The organism is Bradyrhizobium sp. SZCCHNRI1009, assembly GCF_032487575.1.
In the GTDB taxonomy this organism is placed as follows: Bacteria; Pseudomonadota; Alphaproteobacteria; order Rhizobiales; family Xanthobacteraceae; genus Bradyrhizobium.
Map to the genome: position 1 here is coordinate 23373 of NZ_JAUEUL010000034.1, position 25472 is coordinate 48844.

The following is a 25472-nucleotide window of genomic DNA, read 5'->3' on the forward strand; positions in this document are numbered from 1 at the left end:
AGATGATGTAATCGGCACCGAGGCCCTGCGCGTCGTTCCAGAATCCGGCACACGCTCACGCAGCCGATGCGCAGCTAGCGCAACAGCCCGAGCGCATCGGCGAAAAACTGCGGACCGCCGAAATTGCCGGACTTCAGCGCCAGCAGCATGTCGCCCGCCTCGGCGCCGATCGCGCGAAGCACCGGCACGCCGGCCGCGATCTCCGGACCGACCAGGAAGCCGGGAATCCTGAGCCTGTCGACGACGGCGCCGGAGGTCTCGCCACCTGCGACGATCAACCGCCGCACGCCGGCCTGGATCAGCCCCGCGGCCAGATCGGCCATTGCCTGCTCGATCGCGTGCCCCGCCGCCTCGCGGCCGTGCCTGGATTGCAGCGCGCTGACCTGATCCGGCGTCGCACTGGAGGCGATCAGCACGGGTCCCTTGGCGACGCGCTCACGCGCCCAGGCGAGCGCTCGCCGCGCCTCGTCCGGGCCTGCGACCAGGCCCGCCGCATCGAGATGCAGCACCGGCATGATGGTCTCGGCCTGCGCGATCTGCTGCAAGGTCGCCTGCGAGCAACTGCCGGCGAGGCAGGCGGCCAGGCCGCCGACGGGGGCATCGGCGTGATGCGCCAAGCCGTGGGAATGAACCTGCCCGGTCTCGACCAGCGCGCGTGCCAGCCCGAGCCCGATGCCGGACGCGCCGACGGAGACCCGGCTCTTCAAGGCGGCCGCACCGATCGCGGTCAGGTCGGCATCGAAGACGGCGTCGACGATCGCCGCGCCCATGCCCTGCCCGGCCAGCTCCTGCAGCCGGCGGCCGATCGCCTCGGGCCCGTGCACGACGGCGGCGAGATCGACCAGGCCGATTTTCCGCCGGCTCTGGCGCGCCAGCACGCGTACCAGGTTGGCGTCATGCATCGGGTTGAGCGGATGGTCCTTGAGCGGGCTCTCGTTGAGCGGCACGGAGCCGACGAACAGGTTGCCCTGATAGACGGTCCGCTTCGTCTCCGGGAAAGCCGGCGTCACCAGCACGATCGCGTCACCGGCATCGCCGGCGAGCGCATCCATGACAGGGCCGATGTTGCCGGCGTCGGTGGAGTCGAACGTCGAGCAGATCTTGAACAGCACGTGGTCAGCGCCCCGAGCGCGCAGCCATGTATCGGCCTCGCGTGAGCGGGCCACGGCGAGCGACGCCTCGATCGAGCGGCTCTTCAGCGAGACGACGACGGCATCGACCTCCGGCAGCGTGAGGTCATCAGCCGGCACGCCGATGGTCTGCACCGTGCGCAGGCCGGCGCGGGTCAGGGTATTGGCGAGGTCGGAGGCGCCGGTGTAGTCGTCGGCGATGCAGCCGAGCTTCAAGGTCACGGCTTCACTCCCTTGTAGGGCGCGAACCAGCCGAGCCCGTCCTCGGTGCGACCGCGCGGATTGTACTCGCAGCCGACGAAGCCGGCATAGCCGAGCCGGTCGAGCTCGGCGAACAGGAACGGATAGTTGAGCTCCTCGCTGTCAGGCTCGTTGCGCGAGGGAATGCTGGCGATCTGGATGTGGCCGATGATGTCCATCATCTCGCGCAGCCGCATCGTGACGTCGCCGTGGATGATCTGGCAGTGATAGATGTCGAACTGCAGCTTGAGATTGGGAATCTTCAGCTCGCGGATGAGATCGCGGGCGAAGCCGAAATCGTTGAGGAAGTAGCCGGGCACGTTGCGCGAATTGATCGGCTCGATCACGACATCGAGCCCGTGGGGCGCGAAGAACTCCGCCGCCCAGGCGACCGACTTGGTGTACGCCTCCACGGCTTTCGCATCATGACGATCGGCGATGCCGGCCATCAGATGCAGCCGCTTCACGCCGGTGGCCTTGGCGTAAGGCAGCGCCGTCTCGAGGCTCGCCTTGAGATCATCGAAACGGTGCGGCAGTGCGGCAAAGCCCTTCTCGCCGGCATCCCAATTGCCGGGCGGCAGGTTGAACAGCGCCTGAGTCAGGCCGTTGTCATCAAGCCGCTTGCCGACCTCCTCGGCCGGATGATCATAGGGAAACAGGAATTCCACTGCGGTGAAGCCGGCCTTGGCGGCCGCCGCAAAGCGATCGAGGAACGGATGCTCGGTGAACATCATCGAGAGATTGGCGGCGAAGCGGGGCATGGTGCAAGAACTCGTCGTGCTGTTACTTGGAGGAGCCCGGCAATTTCGTGCCGGTAACCTGCGCATACATCCGCGCCACAGAGGCGTCGTCGTCGCGGCCCATGCCGGCGGCCGCCGTCATCAGGAACATCTGCAGCGCAGCCGCCGAGACCGGGACCGGGAAGCGGTGGTTGCGCGCCATGTCCTGGATGATGCCGAGATCCTTGACGAAGATCTCGACCGCGCTGCGCGGCGTGTAGTCGCCGTCGAGCACATGCGGCATGCGGTTCTCGAACATCCAGGAATTGCCGGCCGAGGCGGTGATGACCTCATAGACCTTGCGGATATCGAGCCCCTGCTTGGCGGCGAAGGCGATGGCCTCGCTGGCGGCGGCGATGTGCACGCCGGCGAGCAGCTGGTTGATCATCTTGAACGCGGCGCCCTGCCCCGGGGCATCGCCGAGCTCGTAGAGCTTGGCCGCCATCGCATCGAGCGCCGGCCGCGCCTTGGCAAACGCAGCCGCGCTGCCCGAGGCCAGGATCGTCAGCTCACCTTGCGCGGCGCGCTGCGCGCCGCCGGAGATCGGCGCGTCGAGGTAGTGCCGGCCGGTGGCTTCGAGCTGCTTCGCCAGCCGCCGCGCGACGTCGGGATCCATGGTCGCGGAGGAGACGAAGACGGCCTCCTTCGGCATGGTTTCGGCCGCGCCGCCAGGACCAAAAAGAATGGCCTCGGTCTGCGCCGCGTTGACGACGACGCTGACCACGATGTCGGCACCTCGCGCCGCCTCGGCGGGAGTTTTCGCACCCTTGCCGCCCTCGGCAACGAAGCGCGCCACGCTATCGGCCGAGACATCGCATCCGGTCACCTCGAAGCCTGCGCGCTTGAGCGAGGTCGCCATGCCATACCCCATCGAGCCGAGCCCGATCACGGCGACTTTCAATTGCGATGGCGACGGCATGTGGCAGATCCCTGAAGCGTTTCCCGGAGACGTCCGGTTGCCCCGGACTGCACTCTGGGTATCACGGCTTGGCCGCGTTGCCAAAGCGTGAGACAAAGCGGCAAAACAGCGACATGCGAGGAAAGACCAGTGGCGGAAACTGCGATTCGCGAGGCCATCTGCCGGTTCGGTCGCTCGCTGTTCGAGCGCGGGCTGACGCCGGGATCGTCCGGCAACATCAGCGTGCGGCTCGACGATGGCGGCTGGCTGGTGACGCCGACCAATGCCTCGCTCGGCTTCCTCGATCCGGCCCGCTTGTCGCGGCTCGATGCGCGGGGCAAGCTGGTCTCGGGCGATGCGCCGACCAAGGAGGTGCCGCTGCACACGGCGCTGTACCAGACGCGCGACGCGGCGCGCGCCGTCGTGCACCTGCACTCGACGCATTCGGTCGCGATCTCGATGCTGCCGGAGATCGATCCGCGCGCCGTGCTGCCGCCGCTGACACCTTATTACTTGATGCGCTGCGGCCAGACCGCGCTGGTGCCCTATCATCGTCCCGGCGATCCCGCGGTCGCCGATGCCATCAAGGGTCTCGCCGGCAAATACGCCTCCGTGCTGCTCGCCAATCACGGGCCCGTCGTGTCCGGTGACACGCTGGAAGCCGCCGTGTTCGCGATGGAGGAGCTCGAGGAGACCGCAAAGCTCTATCTGTTGCTGCGCGGGCTCAACCCGCGTCATCTGTCGCCGCAGCAGGTCGACGATCTGGTCAAAGTGTTCGGCCTCACCCTGCCTCACAGCGATCATCACACTGATCCCACCGGCGGATGATGGGCATGCACTATTTCGCAACAACGCCGGCCGAGATCGATGCCGCCGTCCAGGTGCTCTATGAGGAGGCCCGCTTCTATCGCTGGTTTCCGATCGCAGCCGACTCCTATGACGCGTTCGCCGCCTCTGATCCGATCGCGGCCAGCGAGCTGCGCGGCATCGCCGAGCGCATGCTGGTGGCCGCCGCGCAGGCCAGATCGCGGGCACGGCGGGTCTAGCGTCCCGTCAACCCGGCTTGCATACGGCGGAGCCTGCGCCGCCTTGTCGCTCATCAAGCTGCCTTGCCTCAGGAGGACAACGATGCCTAATATTCGGGCAAAGTGCGGCTGCGGCAGCCATCAGGGATGGATCGGTCGAACAAGGACGGCACCGGCAGCCCATCACTGCCGTGGCGCGAGGATGCGCCCCGCTCGTCCACCATCGATTGCAGCCCCTTCGTATGGCACGCCCCGAGCCACGAAAGGACAGGGCAAAATGCTTCCACATCGGCGTGGGCGCGGCCGTTTGACCGGATCGGCGGCGGATCCGAGCGGGCTGACGCCGGGACCGCGGATTGCCCTTTCGAGCATTGCATACACATCTCCCCCAACGCGCAATCGTCCCGGGCTGCGCCGCCCCCGCGGCGGCCCTTGGCATATCCGTTGCAGACGTCAGACGGGTCGGATCGCGGCCGCGCGACGGAGCGAGCTGCGATCATGACCGATAAGGGACAGGGCGACGGAGGGCGGATGGCGGCGGGCGCGAGCTTGGAACTGGTGAAGGTGACGAAGATGTACGGTCACGTCACCGCCGTGGACGCAATCGACCTGCGGATTCCCGCCGGCTCCTATTGCTGCCTGCTCGGCCCGTCCGGCTGCGGCAAAACCTCCACCCTGCGCATGATCGCCGGCCATGAATCGGCGACATCGGGCGACATCATCGTCGGCGCCAGGAACGTCACCGAGCTGCCGCCCGCCGCGCGCGGCACGGCGATGATGTTCCAGTCCTACGCGCTGTTTCCGCATCTGTCGGTGATCGACAACGTCGCGTTTGCGCTGAAGATGAAAGGCGTCTCCAAGCCCGAGCGCCACGCCAAGGCACGCGAGCTGCTCGAACTGGTGGACATGCAGAGCTATGCCGGCCGCCTGCCGGCGCAGCTGTCCGGCGGCCAGCAGCAGCGCGTGGCGCTGGCCCGCGCGCTGATCACCTCGCCACAGATCCTCTTGCTCGACGAGCCGCTGTCGGCGCTCGACCCCTTCCTGCGCCTGCGCATGCGCGCCGAGCTGAAGCGGCTGCAACGCGAGCTCGGCCTCACCTTCGTCCACGTCACCCACGGCCAGGACGAGGCGATGGCGCTGTCCGATCTCGTGGTGCTGATGAATGGCGGCCGCATCGAGCAGCAGGGCAGCCCGCGCGAGATCTTCAATCACCCGCGCACCGAGTTCGCCGCCCGCTTCATCGGCGGCCACAACGTGATTCCGCTGAACGGCGAGACCTTCGCCGTGCGTGTCGACCGCATCCAGCTCAAGGCGCCGAATGCCGCGGTCGACGGTCCGGCCGTGTCGGGCACGATCAGCAAGATCGAATATCAGGGCACCTATGTGCTGGTCGCGGTCGCCACCGACGGTGGCCCCGAGATCTCGGCGCAGCTCAGCGACGATCAGTTCGATGCACAGACCCACGTGATCGGCGAGCGCGTCGTCGTGACCTGGAATCCGGCGCTCGCCGATGCCCTGACTTCCCGCCCCGCCGCAACAGCCACGCCGGCTGCCGAGCTGGTCGCCTGATTTCGTTTGCCTGCTTTTCCCAAGGAGATAATCATGACCGATCGATCGAAGACAACATCCATCAGCCGCCGTTCGCTGCTCAAGGGCGCGGCGGGCGTCGCCGGTCTCGCCGGCTCGGGCACGCTGCTCAGCGCGCCCTACGTCCACGCCGCCGATGCCAAGGTACTGCGCTATCTCGGCACCGCGGTGAACGAGGGCGACGAGATCTCCAAGAAGTGCCTCGCCGACACCGGCATCAAGATCGAATACATCACGGCGACGACGGACGACGTGACCAAGCGCGTCATCACCCAGCCGAACTCGTTCGACGTGCTCGACACCGAGTATTTCTCGCTCAAGAAGCTGGTGCCGTCGGGCAATATCTTTCCGCTCGATGCGCGCAAGATCAAGGAGTTCGACAACATCACGCCGGTGTTCACCAAGGGCGAGCTGCCCAACGGCAAGAAGATCGGCGGTCAGGGCACCGCGCCGTGGAAGGTGCTCTATCTCGACGGGCCGAACTCCAAGACCTTCTCGGCCACCCCGACCGAATGGGTCACGCTGATCCCGACCGTGTACAACGCCGACACGCTCGGCATCCGCCCCGACCTGATCAAGCGCCCGATCAACTCCTGGGCCGAGCTGCTCAACCCGGAATTCAAGGGCAAGGCCTCGATCCTCAACATTCCCTCAATCGGCATCATGGACGCCGCCCTCGTCGTCGAGGCGACCGGCCAGTACAAATATGCCGACAAGGGCAACATGACCAAGGCCGAGATCGACCTGACCATGAAGGTGCTGACCGAGGCCAAGAAGGCCGGCCAGTTCCGCGCGTTCTGGAAGGACTTCAACGAGTCCGTCAACCTGATGGCCTCGGGTGAGACCGTGATCCAGTCGATGTGGTCGCCCGCCGTCACCAAGGTGCGCTCGATGGGCATCGCCTGCACCTTCCAGCCGCTGAAGGAAGGCTATCGCTCCTGGGCCTCGGGCTTCTGCGTCTCGAAGGCGGTGGCCGGCGGACCGAAGCTCGACTGGGCCTATGAGTTCGTCAACTGGTACCTGTCCGGCTGGGCCGGCGCCTATCTCAACCGCCAGGGCTACTACTCGGCCGTACTCTCCACCGCCAAGGCCAACATGACCGAGGACGAGTGGGGCTACTGGATGGAAGGCAAGCCGGCCAAGGCCGACATCAAGGCGCCGGATGGCACCTTGATGGAGAAGGCCGGCGCGGTGCGCGACGGCGGCTCCTACGACGATCGCATGGGCGCCGTCGTCTGCTGGAACGCCGTCATGGACGAGAACGACTACATGGTCCGCAAGTGGAACGAGTTCATCGCCGCCTGATGTGAGAATACTGCCGCGCCCATGATATCGTGGGCGCGGCAGGCTTTCTAAGCGCTCATTCGCGACCGGACGACAGGTATCCCCGTGGCCGTGACGATCGACAACTCGCCCGACACCGTAGCGCCCGCGGAGAGCGCCTTGCGCAAGATCACCATGCGCTCGATCGCCTGGCTGCAGGCCGGCCCGATGATGCTGGTGTTTGCGCTGTTCTTCCTGCTGCCGCTCGTGCTCGTTGTCGTCGTCAGCGCCTGGGACTACAACGAATACGAGATGATCCCGGCGTTCAGCTTCCGCGGCTACACCGACACCTTCGAGGGCTGCGTCGCCAACCTGCCCGAGCTGTGCACGATCCTGAAGACCTATCTCAAGACGCTGAAGCTCTGCCTGCTGACCTGGGGCCTGACCTTGATGATCGGCTTCTGGGTCGCCTATTTCCTTGCCTTCCACGTCCGCAGCAAGACCTGGCAGATCGTGCTGTCGCTGTTGTGCACGATCCCGTTCTGGACCTCCAACGTGATCCGGATGATCGCCTGGATTCCCCTGCTCGGCCGCAACGGCCTCGTCAACCAGGGGCTGATCGGCGCCGGCGTGGTCAACAAGCCGGTCGAATGGCTGCTGTTCTCGGAATTCTCGGTGGTGCTGGCGCTGGTGCACCTGTTCACCTTCTTCATGGTGGTGCCGATCTTCAATTCGATGATCCGCATCGACAAGCGCCTGATCGAGGCCGCCTATGACGCCGGTGCGTCGGGCTGGCAGACGCTGGTCAACATCATCATTCCCCTGGCGAAGCCCGGCATCGTGATCGGCTCGATCTTCGTCATCACCATCGTGATGGGCGACTTCGTCACCATCGGCGTGATGGGCGGCCAGCAGATCGCCTCCGCCGGCAAGATCATCGAGTCCCGGCTGTCGGCGCTGCAATTCCCGGCCGCCGCGGCCAATGCCGTGATCCTGCTCGGCATCACCATCATCATCATCTCCGCACTGACGCGGATCGTCGACGTGCGCAAGGAGCTCTGAGATGGGAGACAAGCGCCCTCGCTCCTTCTACATCCTCGCCGCGTTTTTTTCGGCCTACGTGCTGTTCCTGTACGGGCCGATGATCGCGATCTACATCCTGTCGTTCCAGGGACCGGACGGCGGCCTGACGTTTCCGATGAACGGCGTGTCGCTGACCTGGTTCGGCAAGGTGTTTTCCGGCGGCGGCATCGTCGACATCGGCGCCGCGTTCAAGCGCTCGCTGGCGCTCGGCCTCGTCGTGATGGTCATCACCGTGGTGCTGTCGGTCGCCGCCGGCATGGCGTTCCGCAAGCCGTTCCGCGGCGCATCGGTGCTGTTTTACACCGCGATCGCCAGCCTGATCATGCCGTCGATCATCACCTCGCTCGGCATCGCGCTGGAGTTCCGGCTGATCGACGACTTCGTCAACAAGCACGGCGCCGACTTTGGCCTGGGCTGGCTCGCCGATGGCTACACCACCGCCATGGGCCTGTTCACCTCGGGCTTAGGTGCGCATCTCACCTGGACCCTGCCGTTCGGCCTGCTGATCATGTTCGCGATCTTCAACCGCTTCGACGGCCGTCTGGAGGAAGCCGCCCGCGACCTCGGCGCCACGCCCTGGCAGACCTTCCGCCACGTCGTGCTGCCGATCATTCTGCCCTCCGTGGTCGGCATCGGCCTGTTCGGCTTCACCTTGTCCTGGGACGAGCTCGCACGTTCGAGCCAGGCGATCGGCTCGGTGAACACGCTGCCGCTGGAGTTGCAGGGCCTGACGACGACGGTGACCAAGCCCGACATCTACGCGCTGGGCACGCTGACCTCGGCGGTGTCGTTCGTGGTGATCTTCGCGGCATTGTCGGTGATTCTGGTGCTGCAGGCGCGGCAGCGCCGGCAGGGCTCGGATGCCGGCAAGGGGATGGTGTAGAAGTTCAGCGCCGAAAAGCAGTCACGATCGAACTCATCGTGGCAAAGCTTGACAACAAGCAGCGAGCGCGGTGCCTGTGAATGCGCCCTCGCCCCTTGTGGGAGAGGGCATATAGGACAGCGCAGCAAGCTCGGTTGGGTGAGGGGTTTTTCTCTATGAGCGACACTCGCGGAGAGATACCCCTCACCCAACCGCGTACGTGGATGGGCCGTACATGCCCTCTCCCACAAGGGGCGAGGGCGCTGTATCTCGCAGCGCCGTCGTCTCGCGACTTTGCTCGGTGCGTAGGGTGGGCAAAGGCGCGCCAAAGTCTCCGATGATTTACGACGCCATCTCCCGCGCCGTGCCCACCGTCTTTCCTCATCGGCACCGCTGGTGGGCACGCGCCGCCTGACGGCGGCGCTTTGCCCACCCTACGAGGTCATTGCCTCAAAGCCCCAGATACGCCTTCCGCACATCCTTGTTGCCGCTGATCTCCGCTGATGTCCCCTGCATCAGCACGCGACCCGTCTGCAGGATGTAGGCCCGATCTGCGATCTCCAGGCATTCCGCCATGCGCTGCTCGACGATGAGCACCGTCATGCCGGCGTCGCGGATGCGCTTGACGGCCTGGAAGATCTCGTCGACCAGCTTCGGCATGATGCCCTGCGACGGCTCGTCGAGCATCAGGAGCCGCGGCCGGGTCATCAGCGCGCGGCCGATCGCCAGCATCTGCTGCTCGCCGCCGGACAGGGTCTCCGCACGCTGCTCGAGCCGCTCGGACAGGCGCGGGAACAGCGTGAACACGAACTCCAGCGGCTGCTCGCGATTGGCCTCGCTGCGATAGAGATAGCTGCCAAGCCGCAGATTGTCGCGCACCGAGAGCCGCGGGAACAACCGGCGGTTCTCCGGCACATAGGCAATCCCTTTGGCCGTGATCAGGTGCTGCGCCATGCCGTCGATGCGGCTGCCATCGAAGGTGACGCTGCCCGCGCGCGGCCGCTCGGCGCCGGCGATGGACTTCAGCAGCGTCGACTTGCCCGCGCCATTGGCGCCGGCGACGCAGACGATCTCGCCCTTCTCGACGTCGATCGAAACGTTCGAGATCGCAACCAGCCCCTGATAGGCGGTGGTGACGTCACGCACCGACAGCATGGCGGTCTCCAAGATAGGCGGAAATGACTTTGGGGTCGCGGACGACGTCCTTGGGGCTGCCTTCGATCAGCACCTTGCCGAGATCGAGCACGATGGCGCGGTCGACCAGCGGCATCACGATCTCCATGACGTGCTCGACCATCAGCACCGTGATGCCGGTGTCGCGCACGCGGCGCACGAGCTCGACGCCCTTTTGCGACTCGACCGGGGTCAGGCCGGTCAGCACCTCGTCGAGCAGCAGCAGCTTCGGCTCGGTCGCGAGCGCGCGCGCCACTTCGAGCCGCCGCTTCTCCGACGGCACGAGGTCGCTCGCGAGCACGTCGGCCCGCGCATCGAGCCCGCAGAAGGCCAGCACCTCATGTGCCTTCCGCCGCGCCTCGCGCATATTGGTGGTGCGAACGAGCGCGCCGACGATGACGTTCTCGATCACCGTCATGCTCTCGAAGCTTTTCACCACCTGGAAGGTGCGGCCGATGCCGCGCTGGCAGCGCTCTGCCGCGGGCAGCGCCGTGACGTCCTCGCCGTCGAAGATGATCTGGCCTTCGGTCGGCTTGAATGCACCGGCGATCAGGTTGAACAAGGTCGACTTGCCGGCGCCGTTCGGCCCGATCAGGCCGACGATCTCGCCGCGCCCGACCGAGATCGAGACTTCCGAATTGGCGGTCAGTCCCGAGAAGCGCTGGGTGATGTTGCGCGTTTCCAACAGCGCGGTCATGACGCCACCGCCTCTCTGACCGGCTGGGCACCCCGCTTCGGCTTGCGGGAGAACAGGCTGACGAGTCCTTGCGGCCGGGCGAGCGAGATCGCGATGATCAGGCCGCCATAGACGATCAGGTCGACGCCGCGGCCGGAGCCGCCGATATAGGAGCGCGTCAGCTCGGTCAGCGGGATCAGGATGACGGCGCCGAGCATCGGGCCCCAGAGGGTACCGATGCCGCCGAGCACGGCGGGCAGCGCCATCAGCAGCGAGAACTGGAAGCCCATCACGCTCTCGGGATCGATGTAGGTGACGTACATCGCATAGAAGCCGCCGCCGACGGCGACGAGAAACGCCGACACGGCCGCCGCGCCCATCTTGGAATTGAACACGACAACGCCCAAGCTCTCGGCCGCGACCGGATTGTCCTTCACGGCCCGCCACCAATAGCCCCACTTTGAGTCCTCCAGCCACCAGGTCACGAACCAGGCGACGCAGGCCAGAGCGAGCGCGAAGTAGAAGTAAGGCAGCTTGTCCTTGGCGAATTGAAGGGTCAGCCAGCTATCCTGCTTCGACAGCGGGATCGTGATGCCGAGCGCTGCTCCCGCCCATTCCCAGTTCTGGAACAGCACGAGCGCAATCTCCGCGATCACGATGGTGGCAATGACGAAATAGTGTCCGCCCAGTCGGAAGCAGGGATAGCCGAGCGCCATCGCGATGACCGCCGACAGCAGCCCGCCGGCGAACATGCCGAACCAGGGCAGCATCCCGAACTTGGTGTACAGAAGCGCGGTGACGTAGGCGCCGAGCCCGAAATACAGCGCGTGCCCAAGCGAGATCTGGCCGCAATACCCGGACAGGATGTTCCAGCTCTGCGACAGCGCTGCATACATCAGGGTCATGATCATCATGTTCTGGATGTACACATCGGTGACGTAGCGCGGCACCTGGGTCGCGAGCAGTGCCAGGCATGCCGCGACGATCAGGTCGCGCCGCCGGCGTTGAATGAATACCTTGTCCATCAGATGGATCCGAACAGGCCGCGCGGGCGAATGAAGACGACGAGGAGATAGACACCGTAGATGCCGACCGTCTTCAGCGACGGCGGCATGATCAAGGTGGTGGTGGCCTCGACGAGACCGACCACGATGCCGCCGGCGAACGCGCCGAACACGCTGCCGAAGCCGCCGAGTGCCACCGTGACATAGGCGATGGTCGCAAACGACGCGCCGACGTCGGGGAACACATAGAAGAAGATCGACATGACCGCACCGGCGAGTCCGACCAGCGCCGCACCAAGACCCCAACCGAGCGCGAACACCTTGTTCTTGTCGATGCCGACCAGCGCCACCGCACCGGCATCCTCACGCGTCGCCTCAAGCGCGCGGCCGAAATCGGTGCGGTGGATGAAGAAATACAGGCCGGCGAAGGCCGCGATCGCAATGAGAGCACCGACCAGCTGCGGCTGCGGAAGGTAGATGCCGGCGATCGAGATCGTCTTGCCGCCCAGCCATGAGTGCGGAATGCTGCGATAGTCCGGGGTGAAGAAATACTGCGCGACGCCGCGCATCAGGACGGCGAGACCGAAGGTGGAGAAGATCTGCACCATGCCGGTGTTGGCCTTGGCCCTGACCGCAAATCTGACGATCAGCAGATAGACCACCGCCCCGAACACGAACAGGGCGGCTGCGACCAGCGGCGCCGCCAGCAGCGGATCGAGCGCGAAATAGGCGAACAGGAAGAAGCTCGCATACATCGCGATCATCAGGAACTCGCCATGGGCGAAATTCACGACGTCCATCAGGCCGAAGATGAGCGCCAGCCCCACGGCGATCAGGCCATAGAGCAGGCCCATCAACAGGCCGCTGGCGAGACTTTGGATGATTGTTTCTGCTGTCACTTTACTTGCTCCCCGTCATTGCGAGCGAAGCGAAGCAATCCAGACCTGACTTGAGGCCCCTGGATTGCTTCGTCGCTGCGCTCCTCGCAATGACGAAGCATGACCGATGCTCCGCCACGATCTCACGAACACCCGGCCCGGCGGGCCGGTTTTCGTTACTTCATCGGCCAGCTGGCTTCCGCCACGGCGGCCTGGGCCGGGAAAATGGTGACGAACTTGCCGCCGACATATTGCAGCAGCACCGGATCGGCGTCGTTGTTCTGGCCGTTCTCGTCGAACTTCACCCGCTTCCACGGCATGATGGTCGCCTCGCCCGGCATGTCGGTGGCGGCGAGCGCGTCGCGGATCTTCTCGCCGTCGGTCGACTTGGCGCGGTTGATGGCATCCGCCATCACGATCAGGCCCATGAACTGGCGCGACGAGTAGTCGTTGAAGTCCTTGCCCGACTTCGCCTTGAACATGTCGTTGATCTTGCCGACCATCGGCCGCTTGGCGGCGAGGTCGAGCGAGAACGAGCCGCGCGAGATCACACCCTCGAGCTTGTCGCCGACCGCGTCATACAGCGCCTTCTCCGAGAAGCCGGCGTCCTGGGCCACGATCGCATTTGGCTTGTAGCCGAGCTCGGCCATGGTCTTGACCAGCAGGATGCCGTCGGTGGTGTAGCTCGACGGCATCAGCACGTCGGCGTTGGCGGCCTTCAGCTGCTGCACCTCGGCCGACAGCGACGGCGAGTTGGCGCGGTACTTGATGTCCGCGACGACCTTGTAGCCGCGCTCCTGGGCGAGCTTGAGCTGGGCGTTGCTGGAATCGGTGCCGAAGATCGTGTCCTCGTGGAACAGCGCCAAGGTCTCGATCTTGGTGCCCTTCTTCTTCATCATGTCGAAGAAATCGAACATCGCCTGCGAGAACATCTCGTCATGCGGCGCGGCGCGGAAATAATACTTCAGGCCGCGGCGATGCAGGCTCGGCGAGGAGTTGTCGGCGGAGAGATACGGGATCTGGTAGCGCTCGCAGATCTGGCTCGCGGTCACCGCGACGGCGCTCTGATACGAGCCGATGACGGCGGCGACCTTCTCCTGGGTGATCAGGCGCTCGGCCTCGGCGCGGCCCTTCTGCGGGTCGGCCTGGTGGTCGGCGAACACCAGCTTGATCTTGGCGCCACCGAGGCCCGGCAGCCCTTCGGTGCGCGCGAGCGGCAGGTCGTAATCATACTTGCCGTTGATGATCTCGGCCGCCGTCTCGAACGCGCGCTGCGCGTCGACGCCGATCTGCGCGCTGGCGCCCGAGAACGGATAGATGACGCCGATCTTCACTTCCGAGGTCTGGGCGCGGGCGGCGATCGGGCCGAGCGCGGCGGCAGCGGTGGCTCCAAGCAGGACGTTTCGGCGCGTGATGGTCATGGCAAGATCCTCTGATGAAAGCGCATCGATGAAGCGGTTGAGATCGGTGGTAAAGGCTCAATAAGCAGCAAGACTGCCTGATTAAAGGCTGCCTGATTAGAGGACGGCGAGATCCTTGTTCCTGAGATCGGTGATCAGCATCAGCCCCGGCGCGTGGGTGATGGCGAAGGGCAGCTTGGCCGCGGCGATGACCGCCTGCGGCGTCACCCCGCAGGCCCAGAAAACGGGAATTTCGTCTGAGCCGACCGGCACCGGATCGCCGTAGTCCGGCTTGTTGATATCGGCGATGCCGATCTGTTCGGGAAGACCGAGATGCACCGGCGCGCCGTGCACGGCCGGAAAGCGCGTCGTGATCTGCACGGCGCGGATCGCCTGCGCCGGCTTGAACGGACGCATCGACACCACCATCGGTCCCGCAAACGGCCCGGACGGCGTGCAGGCAATGTTGGTGCGATACATCGGCACGCGACAGCCCTGCTCGATATGGCGGATCGGCAGGTCGTCGGCCATCAGCGCTTCCTCGAAGGAGAACGAGCAGCCCAGCACGAAGGTGACGAGGTCGTCGCGCCAATGCGACATCAGGTCGGTCGGCTCCTCCACCATCTCGCCGTCGCGCCAGACGCGGTAGCGCGGCACGTCGGTGCGGATGTCGAGATCGGCCCCGAGTGCCGGAATATGAGGATTGCCCGGATCGGACATGCCGATGATCGGGCACGGCTTCGGATTGAGCTGGCAGAACCGGTGGAAGGCGCCGGCGTACTGCTCGGGCAGGATCGCCAGATTGCCCTGCACGAAGCCATTGGCGACGCCGGCGGTGCTCCAGCCCTTGCCGGTGCGATAGTCCAGGCGGGCCTGATGGCTCGGGAGAAGGTCTGTCTCGCCCGCTGATTGCTGCAGTGCCGCAGAAACAGTCATTTGTGCCACTTGCCTAATATCTCGACAAACTCACTGAACATCAGCCATGCTATAAAGTCTAATCTTCGTTTTTAATCAGGATCGATAAAACAAATTGATCCGAGCGGGGCGCGATGCTGGATTTCCGTTCCATCGAGACCTTTCTCTGGGTGGTGAAGCTCGGCAGCTTCCGCGGCGCGGCGCAGCGCCTGAACACCACCCAGCCGGCCATCTCCCAGCGCATCGCCCAGCTCGAGCGCGAGCTCGGCGTCAAGCTGCTCAACCGCGATCATCGCGTGGCGTCGCCGACGGCCAGCGGACGGCAGATGCTGGTCTATGCCGAGAAGCTGATCGGCCTGCGCGCGGAAATGCTGGCCGAGGTCGGCGACCGCTCGGCGATGCGCGGCGTGCTCCGGCTCGGCGTGGCCGAGACCATCGTGCACGACTGGCTGCCGCGGCTGATCAAGAGCGTCAACGAGAGCTATCCGAACCTGTCGCTGGAGATCGAGGTCGACGTCACGCCGAACCTGCACGCGCGCCTGCTCGCGCAGGAGATCGAGCTCGCCTTCGCACTGGGCGCGCCGTCCGAGTCCGGCATCCGCAGCCGCGTGCTGTGCGACTATCCGATCAGCTTCCTCGCCAGCCCTGCCCTCGGCTTCGGCACGGGCGTGGTCACCGCCGAGCAGATGGCGCGCTTCCCGATCATCACCTTTCCGCGCAACACCCAGCCCTATGACAATGTGCGCTCGCTGTTCAACCGCCCGCATCTGCCGCCGATGCGGCTGCACGCCAGCGCCTCGCTGGCGACGGTGATCCACATGGCGGTCGAGGGCCTCGGCGTCGCCGTGATCCCGGCGGCGATCGTGGCGCATGAGATCGAGCGTGGCCGCCTGCAGGAGCTGCAGACGGATTTACGGATTCCGCCGCTGACCTTCACCGCGAGCTGGCTGTCGTCGCCCGAGATGGTCGCGATCGAACGCGTCGCCGAGCTCGCAGCGAGGACGGCGCAGACGGCCAGCCATCCCTCTGCGTCGGTTGACGCCGCCGTCGCGGCGCGCGATGGACAGGATGCCGGAGTACAGGGAATTCAAGCATGAGCCGCGCCGTCACCAATCTGCAGATCGATTCCGCCCGCCTCTGGGACAGCATCCACGAGACCGCCAGGTTCGGCGCCACGCCGAAGGGCGGCGTGCGCCGGCTGACCCTGAGCCAGGAGGATAAGCAGGTCCGCGACTGGTTTCGCAAGGCCTGCGAGGAGGCCGGGCTCGAGGTCCATGTCGACACGCTCGGCTCGATGTTCGCCCTGCGCAAGGGGCGTGACATGTCGAAGGCCCCGGTCGGACTCGGCTCGCATCTGGATACGCAGCCGACCGGCGGCAAGTTCGACGGCATCCTAGGCACGCTCGGCGCGCTCGAGGTGATCCGCACGCTCAACGACGCCGGCATCGAGACCGACGCGCCGCTGTGCATCGTCAACTGGACCAACGAGGAAGGCTCGCGCTTCGCGCCGGCGATGATGGCCTCTGCCGCCTATGTCGGCGATTTCACCGTCGAGGACATCTTGTCGCGCAAGGATGCCGACGGCACGACCGTCGGCGAAGCGCTGGACGGCATCGGCTATCGCGGCGAGGCCAAGGTCGGCACGCAGAAATTCTCCGGCTTCGTCGAGCTGCATATCGAGCAGGGCCCGATCCTGGAGGCCGAGAACAAGACCATCGGCGTGGTCGATCACGGCCAGGGCGTGTTCTGGTACGACGGCAAGGTCACGGGCTTCGAGAGCCACGCCGGCTCGACCCCGATGCCGCTGCGCCGCGACGCACTGCTGGCGCTGTCGGAGTTCGCGCTGACCCTGGAGCAGATCGCGATCAGGCTCGGGCCGAACGCGGTCGCCACCATCGGCGAGGCCGTCATCGCCAATCCCTCGCGCAACGTCATCCCCGGCGAGATCGCCTTCACCATCGATTGCCGCAGCGCCAATGCCGACACCTTGGAGGCGCTCGATGCCAGCCTGCGCGCGGCTGCGGGCGAGATTTCGAAGAAGCGCAAGGTCGAGATCGCGATCGACCAGGTCTGGCGCAAGCCGCCGACCCATTTCGATCCCAAGCTGGTCGACGCCGTCGAGCGCGCCGCCGGCACGCTCGGCTACGCGCACCGCCGCATCACCTCCGGCGCCGGCCACGACGCCTGCAACCTCAACACCATCATGCCGGCCGCCATGGTGTTCGTCCCCTGCAAGGACGGCATCAGCCACAACGAGCTCGAGGACGCCACCCAATCCGACTGCGCCGCTGGCGCGAACGTGCTGCTGCACACGGTGCTGTCGCTGGCCGGCGTGGCGTCGTGACGGGCTGTTAGTTCACACTCGGTCCTATTCGAATTTATCCTTCCCCGATCTAATTCGCGCGGGCACACTGAGCTCCCCTCCCCCTTGCGGGGAGGGGCTGGGGGTGGGGGTCCCCACGGGCAGTGTCGCCCGGGGCCGCCCCCCTCCCCAGCCCTCCCCCACAAGGGGGGAGGGAGTGCACCTCCGCCTGCGCAGCCGTTTCGTCCGCTTCCTAGAGGAGATTCAAAACGTGCGCGGAGTTTTCATCGACGCCAACGACTCGCTTGCCGAGATCTTCGAGCGGCAGCGCAAATCCGGCGATCCCGAGATGCGCGTGCATCTCGACCCCGACATCAAGCCGGAGGACTGGCCGGCGATCCTCGACGGCGCCGAGATCGGCGTGGTCGATCACACCGCGCTGCCGACCGACGTCGCGAGGCAATGCAAGGGGCTCAAGCACGTCGTCTTCCTGGGCACCGGCGCACGTAGCTACATGAACCCGGAGGAGCTCGCCGAGCTCGGCATCACCGTGCATCTGATCAAGGGCTACGGCGACACCGCGGTTGCCGAAGCCGCCATCGCGCTGATGTGGGCCTCTGCCCGCGGCATCGCACAGATGGACCGCGAGATGCGCGCCGGCAACTGGCTGCGTGACGACGGCATGCAGCTCACCGGCAAGACGCTCGGCCTGATCGGCTTCGGCGGCATCGCCGCGGAAGTCGCGCGCATCGCTTCGGGCAGCGGCATGAAGGTGATCGCCTGGAACCGCTCGCCGAAGAGCCATCCCGGTGTGGAGTTCGTCGAACTCGAGACGCTGCTCCAGAACAGCCACGTCGTCTCGCTACATCTCCTGCTCAACGACGAGACCCGCGGCTTCCTGTCGCGCGAGCGCATCGCGCAGATGCGCCCCGGCGTGATCTTCGTCAACACCGCCCGCGCGGCAATCGTCGACGAGACCGCGATGATCGACGCCCTCCGCTCCGGCCACATCCGCCACGCCGGCCTCGACGTCTTCAACACCGAGCCGCTGCCCGCCGGTCACGTGCTGACCACGATCCCCAACGTGACGCTGTCCGCGCACTCGGCGTTCCGCACGCCGGAAGCGAGCGAGAATCTGATCCACGCCGCGTGGGAGCACTGCCGCCGCGTGGCGAAGTCGTAGTTGTGAACGCATAGGGTAGGCAAAGCAGCAGCCGCCAGGCGGCAGCGTGCCCACCGTCGATCAGCGCGGCCGCGGCAAGACGGTGGGCACGGCGCCACCGCGACTTCGTATGGAGATGCAGGCCGCGCCTTTGCCCACCCTACGGCTCTCTCCGTCATTGCGCGCGAAGCGACGCAATCCAGAGTCCCGCGACGGCCCTGGATTGCTTCGTCGCTGCGCTCCTCGCAATGGCGGCTTGTTGCACGAGCTATCACTCCAACCACCGCTGTCGTCCCGGCGAAAGCCGGGACCCATACCGCGTGATCTATCAGTAGCGAACGGTGGCAGACGCCTTGCTCAATAACAACGGCCGGTGGTTATGGGCCCCGGCCTTCGCCGGGGCGACAATAATCAGCGGCGCCTAACTAATCCACCATCTCCGCAACGGCCTTGCCGCACGCCTCGGTATCAGCATTCCCGCCCAGATCCCGCGTGCGCAACGTCCGTTCCGCCAGCGTCCGCTCGATGGCGCCGACGATCGCCTGTGCGGCCTGCTTCTCGCCGAGATGCTCCAGCATCATCGCGCCCGACCAGATCATGCCGATCGGGTTGGCGATCCCCTGCCCCGCGATATCAGGCGCCGAGCCGTGCACCGGCTCGAACACCGACGGGAAGTTGCGCTCCGGATTGATGTTGCCCGACGGCGCGATGCCGATGGTGCCGGTGCAGGCAGGTCCCAGATCGGACAGGATGTCGCCGAACAGATTGGAGCCGACGACGACGTCGAACCAGTCCGGATGCAGCACGAAATTCGCGGTGAGGATGTCGATGTGGTACTTGTCCCACTTCACGCCCGGATAGTTCCTGGCCATCGCCTCGACGCGCTCGTCCCAATACGGCATCGTGATCGAGATGCCGTTCGACTTGGTGGCCGAGGTCAGGTGCTTCTTCGGCCGCGACTGCGCCAGCTCGAAAGCGAATTTGAGGATGCGGTCGACGCCGGTGCGGGTCATCACCGTCTGCTGCGTGACGAACTCGCGGTCGGTGTCAGGAAACATGCGGCCGCCGACCGACGAATACTCGCCCTCGGTGTTCTCGCGGACCACCCAGAAATCGATGTCGCCCGGCTTGCGGTTCGCCAGCGGGCACGGCACGCCGGGCATCAAGCGCACGGGGCGCAGGTTGACGTACTGATCGAACTCACGGCGGAACTTGATCAGCGAACCCCACAGCGAGACGTGGTCGGCGATCTTGGCCGGCCAGCCGACGGCACCGAAATAGATCGCGTCATGGCTGCCGATCTGCGTCTTCCAGTCGTCCGGCATCATCTGGCCGTGCTTCTCGTAATAGTCGTAGCTCGAGAAGTCGAAATGATCGAACTGCACCGCGACGCCGTGCTTCTTGGCGGCCGCCTCGATCACGCGAATGCCCTCGGGCATGACCTCCTTGCCGATGCCGTCGCCGGGAATGACTGCGATGCGATAGGGCTTCTTGCTCATCGAGCGGATCCTTGCGTGTTGCGCCGTGTTCCGGCTGAAATCGTCGATCGCCTGAATGGACCAAACGACCGGGAAGCGCAACGCTGCGGTGCGGGATTGACCGCATGGCTGACGCGCAAGACAATCGCACAAGACAATCCGGTCTCCTCCCCTTCAGCGAGAGTGTCCATGGATCTTCACCTGCGCGGCAAGCGCGTTCTCATCACCGGCGCCTCCAAGGGCATCGGCGCCGCGGCGGCCGAAGCGTTCGCCGAGGAAGGCTGCCACGTCCGGCTCGCGGCGCGCAGCGCCGACCGGCTGTCGGCGCTGGCCGAGCAGCTCCGCTCGAAGCACCAGATCGATGCGGCCGCGCATGTGGTCGACCTGCGCAAATCCGAGGATGTCACGCGGCTCGCTCAGGAGGCCGCGGACATCGACATCCTCGTCAACAATGCCGGCGACATTCCGGGCGGGCCGATCGACAAGCTCGACGAGGCGACGTGGCGGCACGCCTGGGACCTCAAGGTGTTCGGCTTCATCAACCTGACGCGCCTTGTCTATGCTGACATGAAGGCGCGCGGCGCGGGCGTCATCATCAACGACATCGGCGCGGCCGGCGAGAAGTTCGACTTCAACTACATCTGCGGCAGCGCCGGCAACGCCGCGCTGATGGCCTTCACCCGCGCGCTCGGCTCCAAGAGCCTCGCCGACAATATCCGCGTGGTCGGCATCAATCCGGGCCCGGTCGGCACCGACCGCCACGTCACTTTGCTGAAGACCCGCGCCAAGCAGCAGTTCGGCGACGAGAGCCGCTACACGGAATTCCAGAAAGGCCTGCCGCTCGGGCGTCCCGCGCATCCACGAGAGATCGCCGACCTGATGGCGTTCCTGGCCTCCGACCGCGCCGGCTATACGTCGGGCGTGATCTATACCGTCGATGGCGGCATCAGTGCAGGGTGGGGTTGATCGCGGCGACCTTTCCACGTCCGGCGAAACATGGTCTACGACACAGCGCCGGGATGCTTCCAATCAGGAGAACCAAGCTTTGGCCGACCAGGGATTGATCCGCGAGACCGCCTGCGCCGTCGTCGACAAGTTGAAGGCCGGCGAGGTCACCCCGCTCGATTGCCTCGATGCATTGGAAGCGCGCATCACGGCCGTCGACGGCAAGGTGAATGCGCTGCCGACGCTGTGCTTCGATCGCGCGCGCGATCACGCCAAGGCGCTGATGCAGAAGAAGGCCTCTGAACGCGGCCTGCTCGCCGGCATGCCCGTGCCGATCAAGGATCTCACCGACGTCCAGGGCGTACTGACCACGCAGGGCTCGCCGATCTTCAAGGACCGGATTCCGGAACACTCCGATCTCCTGGTCGAGCATCTCGAAGCCAATGGCGGCGTGATCTACGCCAAGTCGAACACGCCGGAGTTCGGCGCCGGCGCCAACACCTTCAACGAGGTGTTCGGTGCGACGCGCAATCCCTGGGATACGTCGCGCTCGGCCGCCGGCTCGTCGGGCGGCGCAGCGGTTGCGCTTGCGACCGGCATGGCGTGGCTGGCGCACGGCTCGGACATGGGCGGCTCGCTGCGCAACCCCGCGAGCTTCTGCGGCATCGTCGGCCTGCGCCCGAGCTTCGGCCGCGTCGCGCATACGCCGGCCGTCGCCATCGACCGCAATCTCGGCGTCCAGGGCCCGATGGCCCGCAATGTCGAGGACCTCGCGCTGCTGCTCGACGCGATGAGCGGCGAGCACGCCGCCGACCCGATCTCGCTGCCCTCGCCTGCGACCTCCTTCCTCACCGCGGCCCGCTCCGGCAAGAAGCCGATCCGCGTCGCCTATTCGCCCGATCTCGGCATCACGCCAGTCGACCCCGAAGTGATCGCGGTCACCCGCAAGGCGGCGCAGCGTTTCTCCGAGCTCGGCGTCATCGTCGAGGAGGCGCATCCGGATTTCAGCGAGGCGCATGAATGCTTCCATGTGCTGCGCGCGCTCGACTTCGCGATGAGCAAGCAGGAGCTGCTGCGCACCAAGCGCGACCTGCTCAAGCCCGAAGTGATCTGGAACATCGAGGAAGGGCTGAAGCTCACCGTCGCGCAGATCACCCGCGCCGAAGCGCAGCGCGTGGCGATGACCGCTCGCGCCGTCAAGTTCTTCGAGACCTATGACCTGCTGCTGGCGCCGGCGACCATCGTGCCGCCCTTCCCTGTCGAGAACCGCTACGTCGCCGAATGCGCCGGACAGAAGTTCGACAACTACGTGCAGTGGCTCGGCATCGTCTACGCGATCACGCTCGCCTGCTGCCCGGCGCTGTCGCTGCCATGCGGCTTCACCGCGTCGGGCCTGCCGGTGGGGTTGCAGGTGATCGCGCGGCCGCGCAACGACGCCGGTTTGCTGGCGAGTGCCAAGCTGCTCGAGGACGTGCTGGGAGTCGCCAGCTCCACGCCGATCGATCCGCGCGCGCCGAGGTGAAATGCTCCCCCTCGCCCTGAGGAGCCGCGCAGCGGCGTCTCGAAGGGTGAGGCCCGGGCGCTGGCCTCATGGTTCGAGACGCCCGCCTTCGGCGGGCTCCTCACCATGAGGGTTGAGATTCTCGCTGGCCTGCACAGTTCGCTCTTCCCGGCATGACCTTCCCCCTCACCCTGAGGAGCTCGCCGAAGGCGAGCGTCTCGAAGGGCGAGGCCCCGAACCTTGGCCTGATGGTTCTCCCAGCGAGGCGGAGCAGCGCCCCTCACCATGAGGGCGGCAGTTCTGCTTTGATCGGCCCAGAGTTCCATGCGCTGAACATGGGACCCATGTCCGTTATCGTCTGTTGGCAATCCCTGCGGCTGCCGTAGAAGGGCCGCAAATCACGCTTGCCGGAGACCGGATATGACAGACCAGGCGATCGAGCCTGCCACCGAGACCACGTCGCTCGCCGACGTCGAGCGCCGCATCAAGGCGATCCTGATCGGCTCGGCCGGCAACCTGGTCGAATGGTACGATTTCTATGCCTATACGGCGTTCGCATTGTATTTCGCGCCGGCCTTCTTTCCATCGAAGGACCCGGTGGTCGAGCAGCTCAACGCCGCTGTCGTGTTCGCCGCGACCTTCCTGATGCGCCCGCTCGGCGGCTGGCTGTTCGGCTATCTCGCCGATCACCACGGCCGGCGGCTGTCGCTGACGGTCTCGGTGCTCTGCATGTGCTTCGGCTCGCTGATCATTGCGGTGACGCCGACCTATGCCACCATCGGCATCGCCGCGCCGATCATCCTGGCGCTCGCCCGCGTCATCGAGGGCCTCAGCCTCGGCGGCGAATATGGTGCCAGCGCCACCTATCTGTCCGAGGTCGCCGACGCCAGGCATCGCGGCTTCTATTCGAGCTTCCAATACGTCACGCTGATCGGCGGCCAGCTCACCGCGATCATCGTGCTCCTGCTGTTGCAGAAGGTGTTCCTGACCCCGGACGAATTGCGGGCCTGGGGCTGGCGCATTCCGTTCGCAATCGGTGCCGGCCTCGCGATCTTCGTCGCGGTGATGCGGCGGAACCTGCACGAGACCGAGGCGTTCGTCGAGGCCAAGAAGACCGTCGGCCCTTCCGGCTCGATCACCGCGCTGTTCAAATATCCGCGGGAGCTCCTGCTGGTGGTCGGCCTGACCGCGGGCGGCACCGCCGCATTCTACACCTTCACCACCTACATGCAGACCTTCGTGAAACTCTCGGTCGGCCTGACAGCGGACCAGACCACGATGGTGATCTTCGGCTCGCTGCTGTTCGCCTGCGTGCTGCAGCCCCTCTATGGGGCGATCTCCGATCGCATCGGCCGCAAGCCGCTGCTGATCTTCTTCGGCGTCGCCGGCACGCTGGCGACGATCCCGATTCTGACCGTGCTGAAGGGCACCAAGGAGCCGTTCACGGCCTTCCTGCTGATCTGCGGCGCCTGGATCTTCACGGCGGGCTACACCTCGATCAACGCGGTGGTGAAGGCCGAGCTGTTTCCGACCAATGTCCGTGCGCTCGGTGTCGGCCTGCCCTACGCGATCACCGTCTCGCTGTTCGGCGGCACCGCGCCGGCGATCGCGCTCTACTTCAAGAGCATTGGGCACGAGACCTGGTTCTATTATTATCTCACAAGCGTGATCTTCCTGTCGCTGCTCATCTATGCGACCATGCGCGATACCAAGCATGCGTCGGCGATGCACAGGCACGAATGAGCAAGGCGAACTGACGAGGGGTGCCGATGGCTGACGAGTCCGGGCTGCCGCCCGAGAGCAAGCTGAGCCGAGCCAAGGAGCGCTGGGCGCGCGAAGGCAAGTTCCTGACCGGCCGCATCATCAGGCCCGACGACCAGCGCCTGCCGCCGGGCCAGCACCTGACCCGCGACTGGCCGGTGCTCGATCTCGGCCTGACGCCGTCGGTCACATCGGAGCGCTGGCGGCTCGACGTCTACGGCGCGGTGGAAAATCCCCTGTTCTGGGACTGGACTGCCTTCCGCGCCCAGGAGCAGCGCCAGTTCACATCCGACATTCACTGCGTGACGACCTGGTCGCGTTACGACAATCGATGGGAAGGGCTTGCGACGCGCGACCTGCTTGCCGCCTGCCGGCCGCGCGACGGCGCTGATTTCGTCGTGCTGCATTCCTACGACGGCTACACGACCAATCTGACGCTGGAGGATTTCGCCGCCGAGGATGCGCTGCTCGCGCACGGCTGGTCCGGCGCGCCGCTCACCAGGGAGCATGGCGGTCCGGTGCGGGTCGTGGTGCCGCATCTGTATTTCTGGAAGAGCGCAAAGTGGCTGAAGGCGATCGAGTTTCTCGACTCCGACAAACCCGGCTATTGGGAGGTGCGCGGCTATCACAACCGCGGTGATCCCTGGGCCGAGCAGCGCTATTCGGAGTGATCGGGCTCCGCTCAAGCCAGGCCAACGGAGCCGTAGGGTGGGCAAAGACGCGAAGCGTCGTGCCCACCCTCGCCCCGCAAAAAAGAAAAGAATGGTGGGCACGCTTCGCTTTGCCCACCCTACGGACTACATGTTATCGCTTCCGCACCGAAGCGCGGCCACCGCGATATCCGAACGTGCCAGAGACACAACATGGAGTTCACCTCAGAAACCGGCAAAATACCCAAGGGCTATGGGTACCTTCTCAAGCCGAGCGTCATCCTGGCCGCACTGACCGCACGAGATCTTGGCGGCATTCGCATCCACCTCGTTCGCAGCCACGGCCGGCGTCTGTTCGATGCGCGATATCGGCCGCCGGACGGCGACATTCCATATGAGCGTCTCAACATCAAAGTGGGCACAGCGCACGAGCGCGACTTGCCCCCACTCCGCCGGCAGGCGAAGGACGAAGCTCTTCCCGAGCTGGTCCGATGGATTGCCGATCTCGTCGCGCAGGACCTGCCGACAGCGATCCGGAACGGTGAGCAGGTGATCGAGCTGCTGCCTCAGCGCGAGTGATCGTGGCGGGGCTGGTGAGATTGATCGCGGATCTAGGCTGGCAACAGCCCAACGTCGCAACGCGCGAGCTGGCTAGTTAGTTACTCCGTCATGGCCGGGACAACCCCACGGCTGTCCGGTTCAGGCAGGCTGGACAAGGCGCATGGCGTGGATTCTTCTGCGATCTTGAGCATCGCCAAAT

24 protein-coding genes are annotated in these 25472 nt (G+C 65.6%); 14 read left to right on the forward strand and 10 right to left on the reverse strand.

Annotation, left to right across the window (positions count from 1 at the left end; all coding sequences use genetic code 11):
• Positions 1-74 precede the first annotated feature (74 nt).
• Genes otnK through ltnD form a run of 3 tightly spaced genes read right to left on the reverse strand, consistent with a single transcriptional unit; the run spans position 75 to position 3068 of the window.
• Positions 75-1352 carry a 3-oxo-tetronate kinase gene (gene otnK / locus QX010_RS31185; protein WP_316183448.1) on the reverse strand — a complete coding sequence of 426 codons (1278 nt, stop codon included), beginning with the start codon at positions 1350-1352 and terminating at the stop codon, positions 75-77.
• Complete coding sequence (otnI, locus tag QX010_RS31190) at positions 1349-2131, reverse strand: 2-oxo-tetronate isomerase (RefSeq protein ID WP_315801324.1); 783 nt, start codon at positions 2129-2131, stop codon at positions 1349-1351. Before otnI ends, otnK begins: the two co-directional genes overlap by 4 nt.
• Before the next feature lie 22 nt (positions 2132-2153).
• Positions 2154-3068, reverse strand: coding sequence for an L-threonate dehydrogenase (gene ltnD / locus QX010_RS31195; protein WP_410051995.1), 915 nt, complete (start codon positions 3066-3068; stop codon positions 2154-2156).
• A 129-nt stretch (positions 3069-3197) separates the two neighbouring features.
• Between ltnD and QX010_RS31200 the strand changes: the two genes are divergently transcribed.
• From QX010_RS31200 to QX010_RS31225, 6 genes are all read left to right on the forward strand, one after another.
• Complete coding sequence (locus QX010_RS31200) at positions 3198-3875, forward strand: aldolase (RefSeq protein WP_316183450.1); 678 nt, start codon at positions 3198-3200, stop codon at positions 3873-3875.
• A gap of 5 nt (positions 3876-3880) precedes the next feature.
• Positions 3881-4093, forward strand: a complete 213-nt coding sequence (locus QX010_RS31205; RefSeq protein WP_316183451.1) for a hypothetical protein — start codon at positions 3881-3883, stop codon at positions 4091-4093.
• A gap of 510 nt (positions 4094-4603) precedes the next feature.
• The gene (locus QX010_RS31210) at positions 4604-5641 is read left to right on the forward strand and encodes an ABC transporter ATP-binding protein (protein WP_316183464.1); all 1038 of its coding nucleotides are present in this window, start codon (positions 4604-4606) and stop codon (positions 5639-5641) included.
• A gap of 33 nt (positions 5642-5674) precedes the next feature.
• Complete coding sequence (locus QX010_RS31215) at positions 5675-6964, forward strand: PotD/PotF family extracellular solute-binding protein (protein WP_315801328.1); 1290 nt, start codon at positions 5675-5677, stop codon at positions 6962-6964.
• Positions 6965-7048: 84 nt separating this feature from the next.
• Positions 7049-7984: an ABC transporter permease gene (locus tag QX010_RS31220; RefSeq protein ID WP_315801329.1), complete on the forward strand. Its 936-nt coding sequence runs from the start codon at positions 7049-7051 to the stop codon at positions 7982-7984.
• Between the two features lies 1 nt (position 7985).
• Complete coding sequence (locus QX010_RS31225) at positions 7986-8888, forward strand: ABC transporter permease (RefSeq protein WP_316183452.1); 903 nt, start codon at positions 7986-7988, stop codon at positions 8886-8888.
• A 429-nt stretch (positions 8889-9317) separates the two neighbouring features.
• Here the strand turns inward: QX010_RS31225 and QX010_RS31230 are convergent, their stop codons facing one another.
• From QX010_RS31230 to QX010_RS31255, 6 genes are all read right to left on the reverse strand, one after another.
• Positions 9318-10022, reverse strand: a complete 705-nt coding sequence (locus tag QX010_RS31230; RefSeq protein ID WP_316183453.1) for an ABC transporter ATP-binding protein — start codon at positions 10020-10022, stop codon at positions 9318-9320.
• Positions 10006-10737 (reverse strand): ABC transporter ATP-binding protein, encoded by a 732-nt coding sequence (locus QX010_RS31235; RefSeq protein WP_316183454.1) that lies wholly within the window; start codon positions 10735-10737, stop codon positions 10006-10008. The genes QX010_RS31230 and QX010_RS31235 overlap by 17 nt, the downstream gene beginning before the upstream one ends.
• Positions 10734-11741, reverse strand: a complete 1008-nt coding sequence (locus tag QX010_RS31240; protein WP_315801333.1) for a branched-chain amino acid ABC transporter permease — start codon at positions 11739-11741, stop codon at positions 10734-10736. The genes QX010_RS31235 and QX010_RS31240 overlap by 4 nt, the downstream gene beginning before the upstream one ends.
• Complete coding sequence (locus tag QX010_RS31245) at positions 11741-12619, reverse strand: branched-chain amino acid ABC transporter permease (RefSeq protein ID WP_316183455.1); 879 nt, start codon at positions 12617-12619, stop codon at positions 11741-11743. Before QX010_RS31245 ends, QX010_RS31240 begins: the two co-directional genes overlap by 1 nt.
• Positions 12620-12774: 155 nt before the next feature.
• Positions 12775-14019: an ABC transporter substrate-binding protein gene (locus tag QX010_RS31250; protein ID WP_316183456.1), complete on the reverse strand. Its 1245-nt coding sequence runs from the start codon at positions 14017-14019 to the stop codon at positions 12775-12777.
• 96 nt (positions 14020-14115) lie between these two features.
• On the reverse strand, positions 14116-14934 hold the full coding sequence (locus QX010_RS31255) for a putative hydro-lyase (protein WP_316183457.1): 819 nt from the start codon (positions 14932-14934) through the stop codon (positions 14116-14118).
• 113 nt (positions 14935-15047) lie between these two features.
• Between QX010_RS31255 and QX010_RS31260 the strand changes: the two genes are divergently transcribed.
• The 3 genes from QX010_RS31260 (at position 15048) to QX010_RS31270 (ending at position 18398) form a co-directional block, all read left to right on the forward strand.
• Positions 15048-16010: a LysR family transcriptional regulator gene (locus tag QX010_RS31260; protein ID WP_315801337.1), complete on the forward strand. Its 963-nt coding sequence runs from the start codon at positions 15048-15050 to the stop codon at positions 16008-16010.
• The gene (locus QX010_RS31265; RefSeq protein WP_316183458.1) at positions 16007-17257 is read left to right on the forward strand and encodes a Zn-dependent hydrolase; all 1251 of its coding nucleotides are present in this window, start codon (positions 16007-16009) and stop codon (positions 17255-17257) included. The genes QX010_RS31260 and QX010_RS31265 overlap by 4 nt, the downstream gene beginning before the upstream one ends.
• 229 nt (positions 17258-17486) lie before the next feature.
• Positions 17487-18398, forward strand: a complete 912-nt coding sequence (locus QX010_RS31270) for an NAD(P)-dependent oxidoreductase (RefSeq protein ID WP_316183459.1) — start codon at positions 17487-17489, stop codon at positions 18396-18398.
• Positions 18399-18802: 404 nt separating this feature from the next.
• On the opposite strand, the gene QX010_RS31275 is transcribed toward QX010_RS31270, so the two are convergent.
• Positions 18803-19876, reverse strand: coding sequence for a tartrate dehydrogenase (locus QX010_RS31275; RefSeq protein WP_316183460.1), 1074 nt, complete (start codon positions 19874-19876; stop codon positions 18803-18805).
• Between the two features lie 168 nt (positions 19877-20044).
• On the opposite strand from QX010_RS31275, the gene QX010_RS31280 reads away from it, so the two are divergent.
• From QX010_RS31280 to QX010_RS31300, 5 genes are all read left to right on the forward strand, one after another.
• Positions 20045-20821 carry an SDR family oxidoreductase gene (locus QX010_RS31280; RefSeq protein ID WP_316183461.1) on the forward strand — a complete coding sequence of 259 codons (777 nt, stop codon included), beginning with the start codon at positions 20045-20047 and terminating at the stop codon, positions 20819-20821.
• A gap of 79 nt (positions 20822-20900) precedes the next feature.
• Positions 20901-22322 carry an amidase gene (locus tag QX010_RS31285; protein ID WP_316183462.1) on the forward strand — a complete coding sequence of 474 codons (1422 nt, stop codon included), beginning with the start codon at positions 20901-20903 and terminating at the stop codon, positions 22320-22322.
• Between the two features lie 399 nt (positions 22323-22721).
• Positions 22722-24044 (forward strand): MFS transporter, encoded by a 1323-nt coding sequence (locus tag QX010_RS31290; protein ID WP_315801343.1) that lies wholly within the window; start codon positions 22722-22724, stop codon positions 24042-24044.
• Positions 24045-24070: 26 nt separating this feature from the next.
• Complete coding sequence (locus tag QX010_RS31295) at positions 24071-24733, forward strand: sulfite oxidase-like oxidoreductase (protein WP_316183463.1); 663 nt, start codon at positions 24071-24073, stop codon at positions 24731-24733.
• Positions 24734-24925: 192 nt separating this feature from the next.
• Positions 24926-25291 (forward strand): hypothetical protein, encoded by a 366-nt coding sequence (locus QX010_RS31300; RefSeq protein WP_315801345.1) that lies wholly within the window; start codon positions 24926-24928, stop codon positions 25289-25291.
• Positions 25292-25472 lie beyond the last annotated feature (181 nt).

Excerpts from the sequence above, each read along its gene's own strand:
- otnI (WP_315801324.1), bottom strand. The coding sequence starts at position 2,131 with ATGCCCCGCTTCGCCGCCAATCTCTCGATGATGTTCACCGAGCATCCG.
- ltnD (WP_410051995.1), bottom strand. The coding sequence starts at position 3,068 with ATGCCGTCGCCATCGCAATTGAAAGTCGCCGTGATCGGGCTCGGCTCG.
- QX010_RS31205 (WP_316183451.1), top strand. The coding sequence starts at position 3,881 with ATGCACTATTTCGCAACAACGCCGGCCGAGATCGATGCCGCCGTCCAG.
- QX010_RS31210 (WP_316183464.1), top strand. The coding sequence starts at position 4,604 with ATGGCGGCGGGCGCGAGCTTGGAACTGGTGAAGGTGACGAAGATGTAC.
- QX010_RS31215 (WP_315801328.1), top strand. The coding sequence starts at position 5,675 with ATGACCGATCGATCGAAGACAACATCCATCAGCCGCCGTTCGCTGCTC.
- QX010_RS31225 (WP_316183452.1), top strand. The coding sequence starts at position 7,986 with ATGGGAGACAAGCGCCCTCGCTCCTTCTACATCCTCGCCGCGTTTTTT.
- QX010_RS31230 (WP_316183453.1), bottom strand. The coding sequence starts at position 10,022 with ATGCTGTCGGTGCGTGACGTCACCACCGCCTATCAGGGGCTGGTTGCG.
- QX010_RS31235 (WP_316183454.1), bottom strand. The coding sequence starts at position 10,737 with ATGACCGCGCTGTTGGAAACGCGCAACATCACCCAGCGCTTCTCGGGA.
- QX010_RS31240 (WP_315801333.1), bottom strand. The coding sequence starts at position 11,741 with ATGGACAAGGTATTCATTCAACGCCGGCGGCGCGACCTGATCGTCGCG.
- QX010_RS31250 (WP_316183456.1), bottom strand. The coding sequence starts at position 14,019 with ATGACCATCACGCGCCGAAACGTCCTGCTTGGAGCCACCGCTGCCGCC.
- QX010_RS31255 (WP_316183457.1), bottom strand. The coding sequence starts at position 14,934 with ATGACTGTTTCTGCGGCACTGCAGCAATCAGCGGGCGAGACAGACCTT.
- QX010_RS31260 (WP_315801337.1), top strand. The coding sequence starts at position 15,048 with ATGCTGGATTTCCGTTCCATCGAGACCTTTCTCTGGGTGGTGAAGCTC.
- QX010_RS31265 (WP_316183458.1), top strand. The coding sequence starts at position 16,007 with ATGAGCCGCGCCGTCACCAATCTGCAGATCGATTCCGCCCGCCTCTGG.
- QX010_RS31275 (WP_316183460.1), bottom strand. The coding sequence starts at position 19,876 with ATGAGCAAGAAGCCCTATCGCATCGCAGTCATTCCCGGCGACGGCATC.
- QX010_RS31280 (WP_316183461.1), top strand. The coding sequence starts at position 20,045 with ATGGATCTTCACCTGCGCGGCAAGCGCGTTCTCATCACCGGCGCCTCC.
- QX010_RS31290 (WP_315801343.1), top strand. The coding sequence starts at position 22,722 with ATGACAGACCAGGCGATCGAGCCTGCCACCGAGACCACGTCGCTCGCC.
- QX010_RS31295 (WP_316183463.1), top strand. The coding sequence starts at position 24,071 with ATGGCTGACGAGTCCGGGCTGCCGCCCGAGAGCAAGCTGAGCCGAGCC.
- QX010_RS31300 (WP_315801345.1), top strand. The coding sequence starts at position 24,926 with ATGGAGTTCACCTCAGAAACCGGCAAAATACCCAAGGGCTATGGGTAC.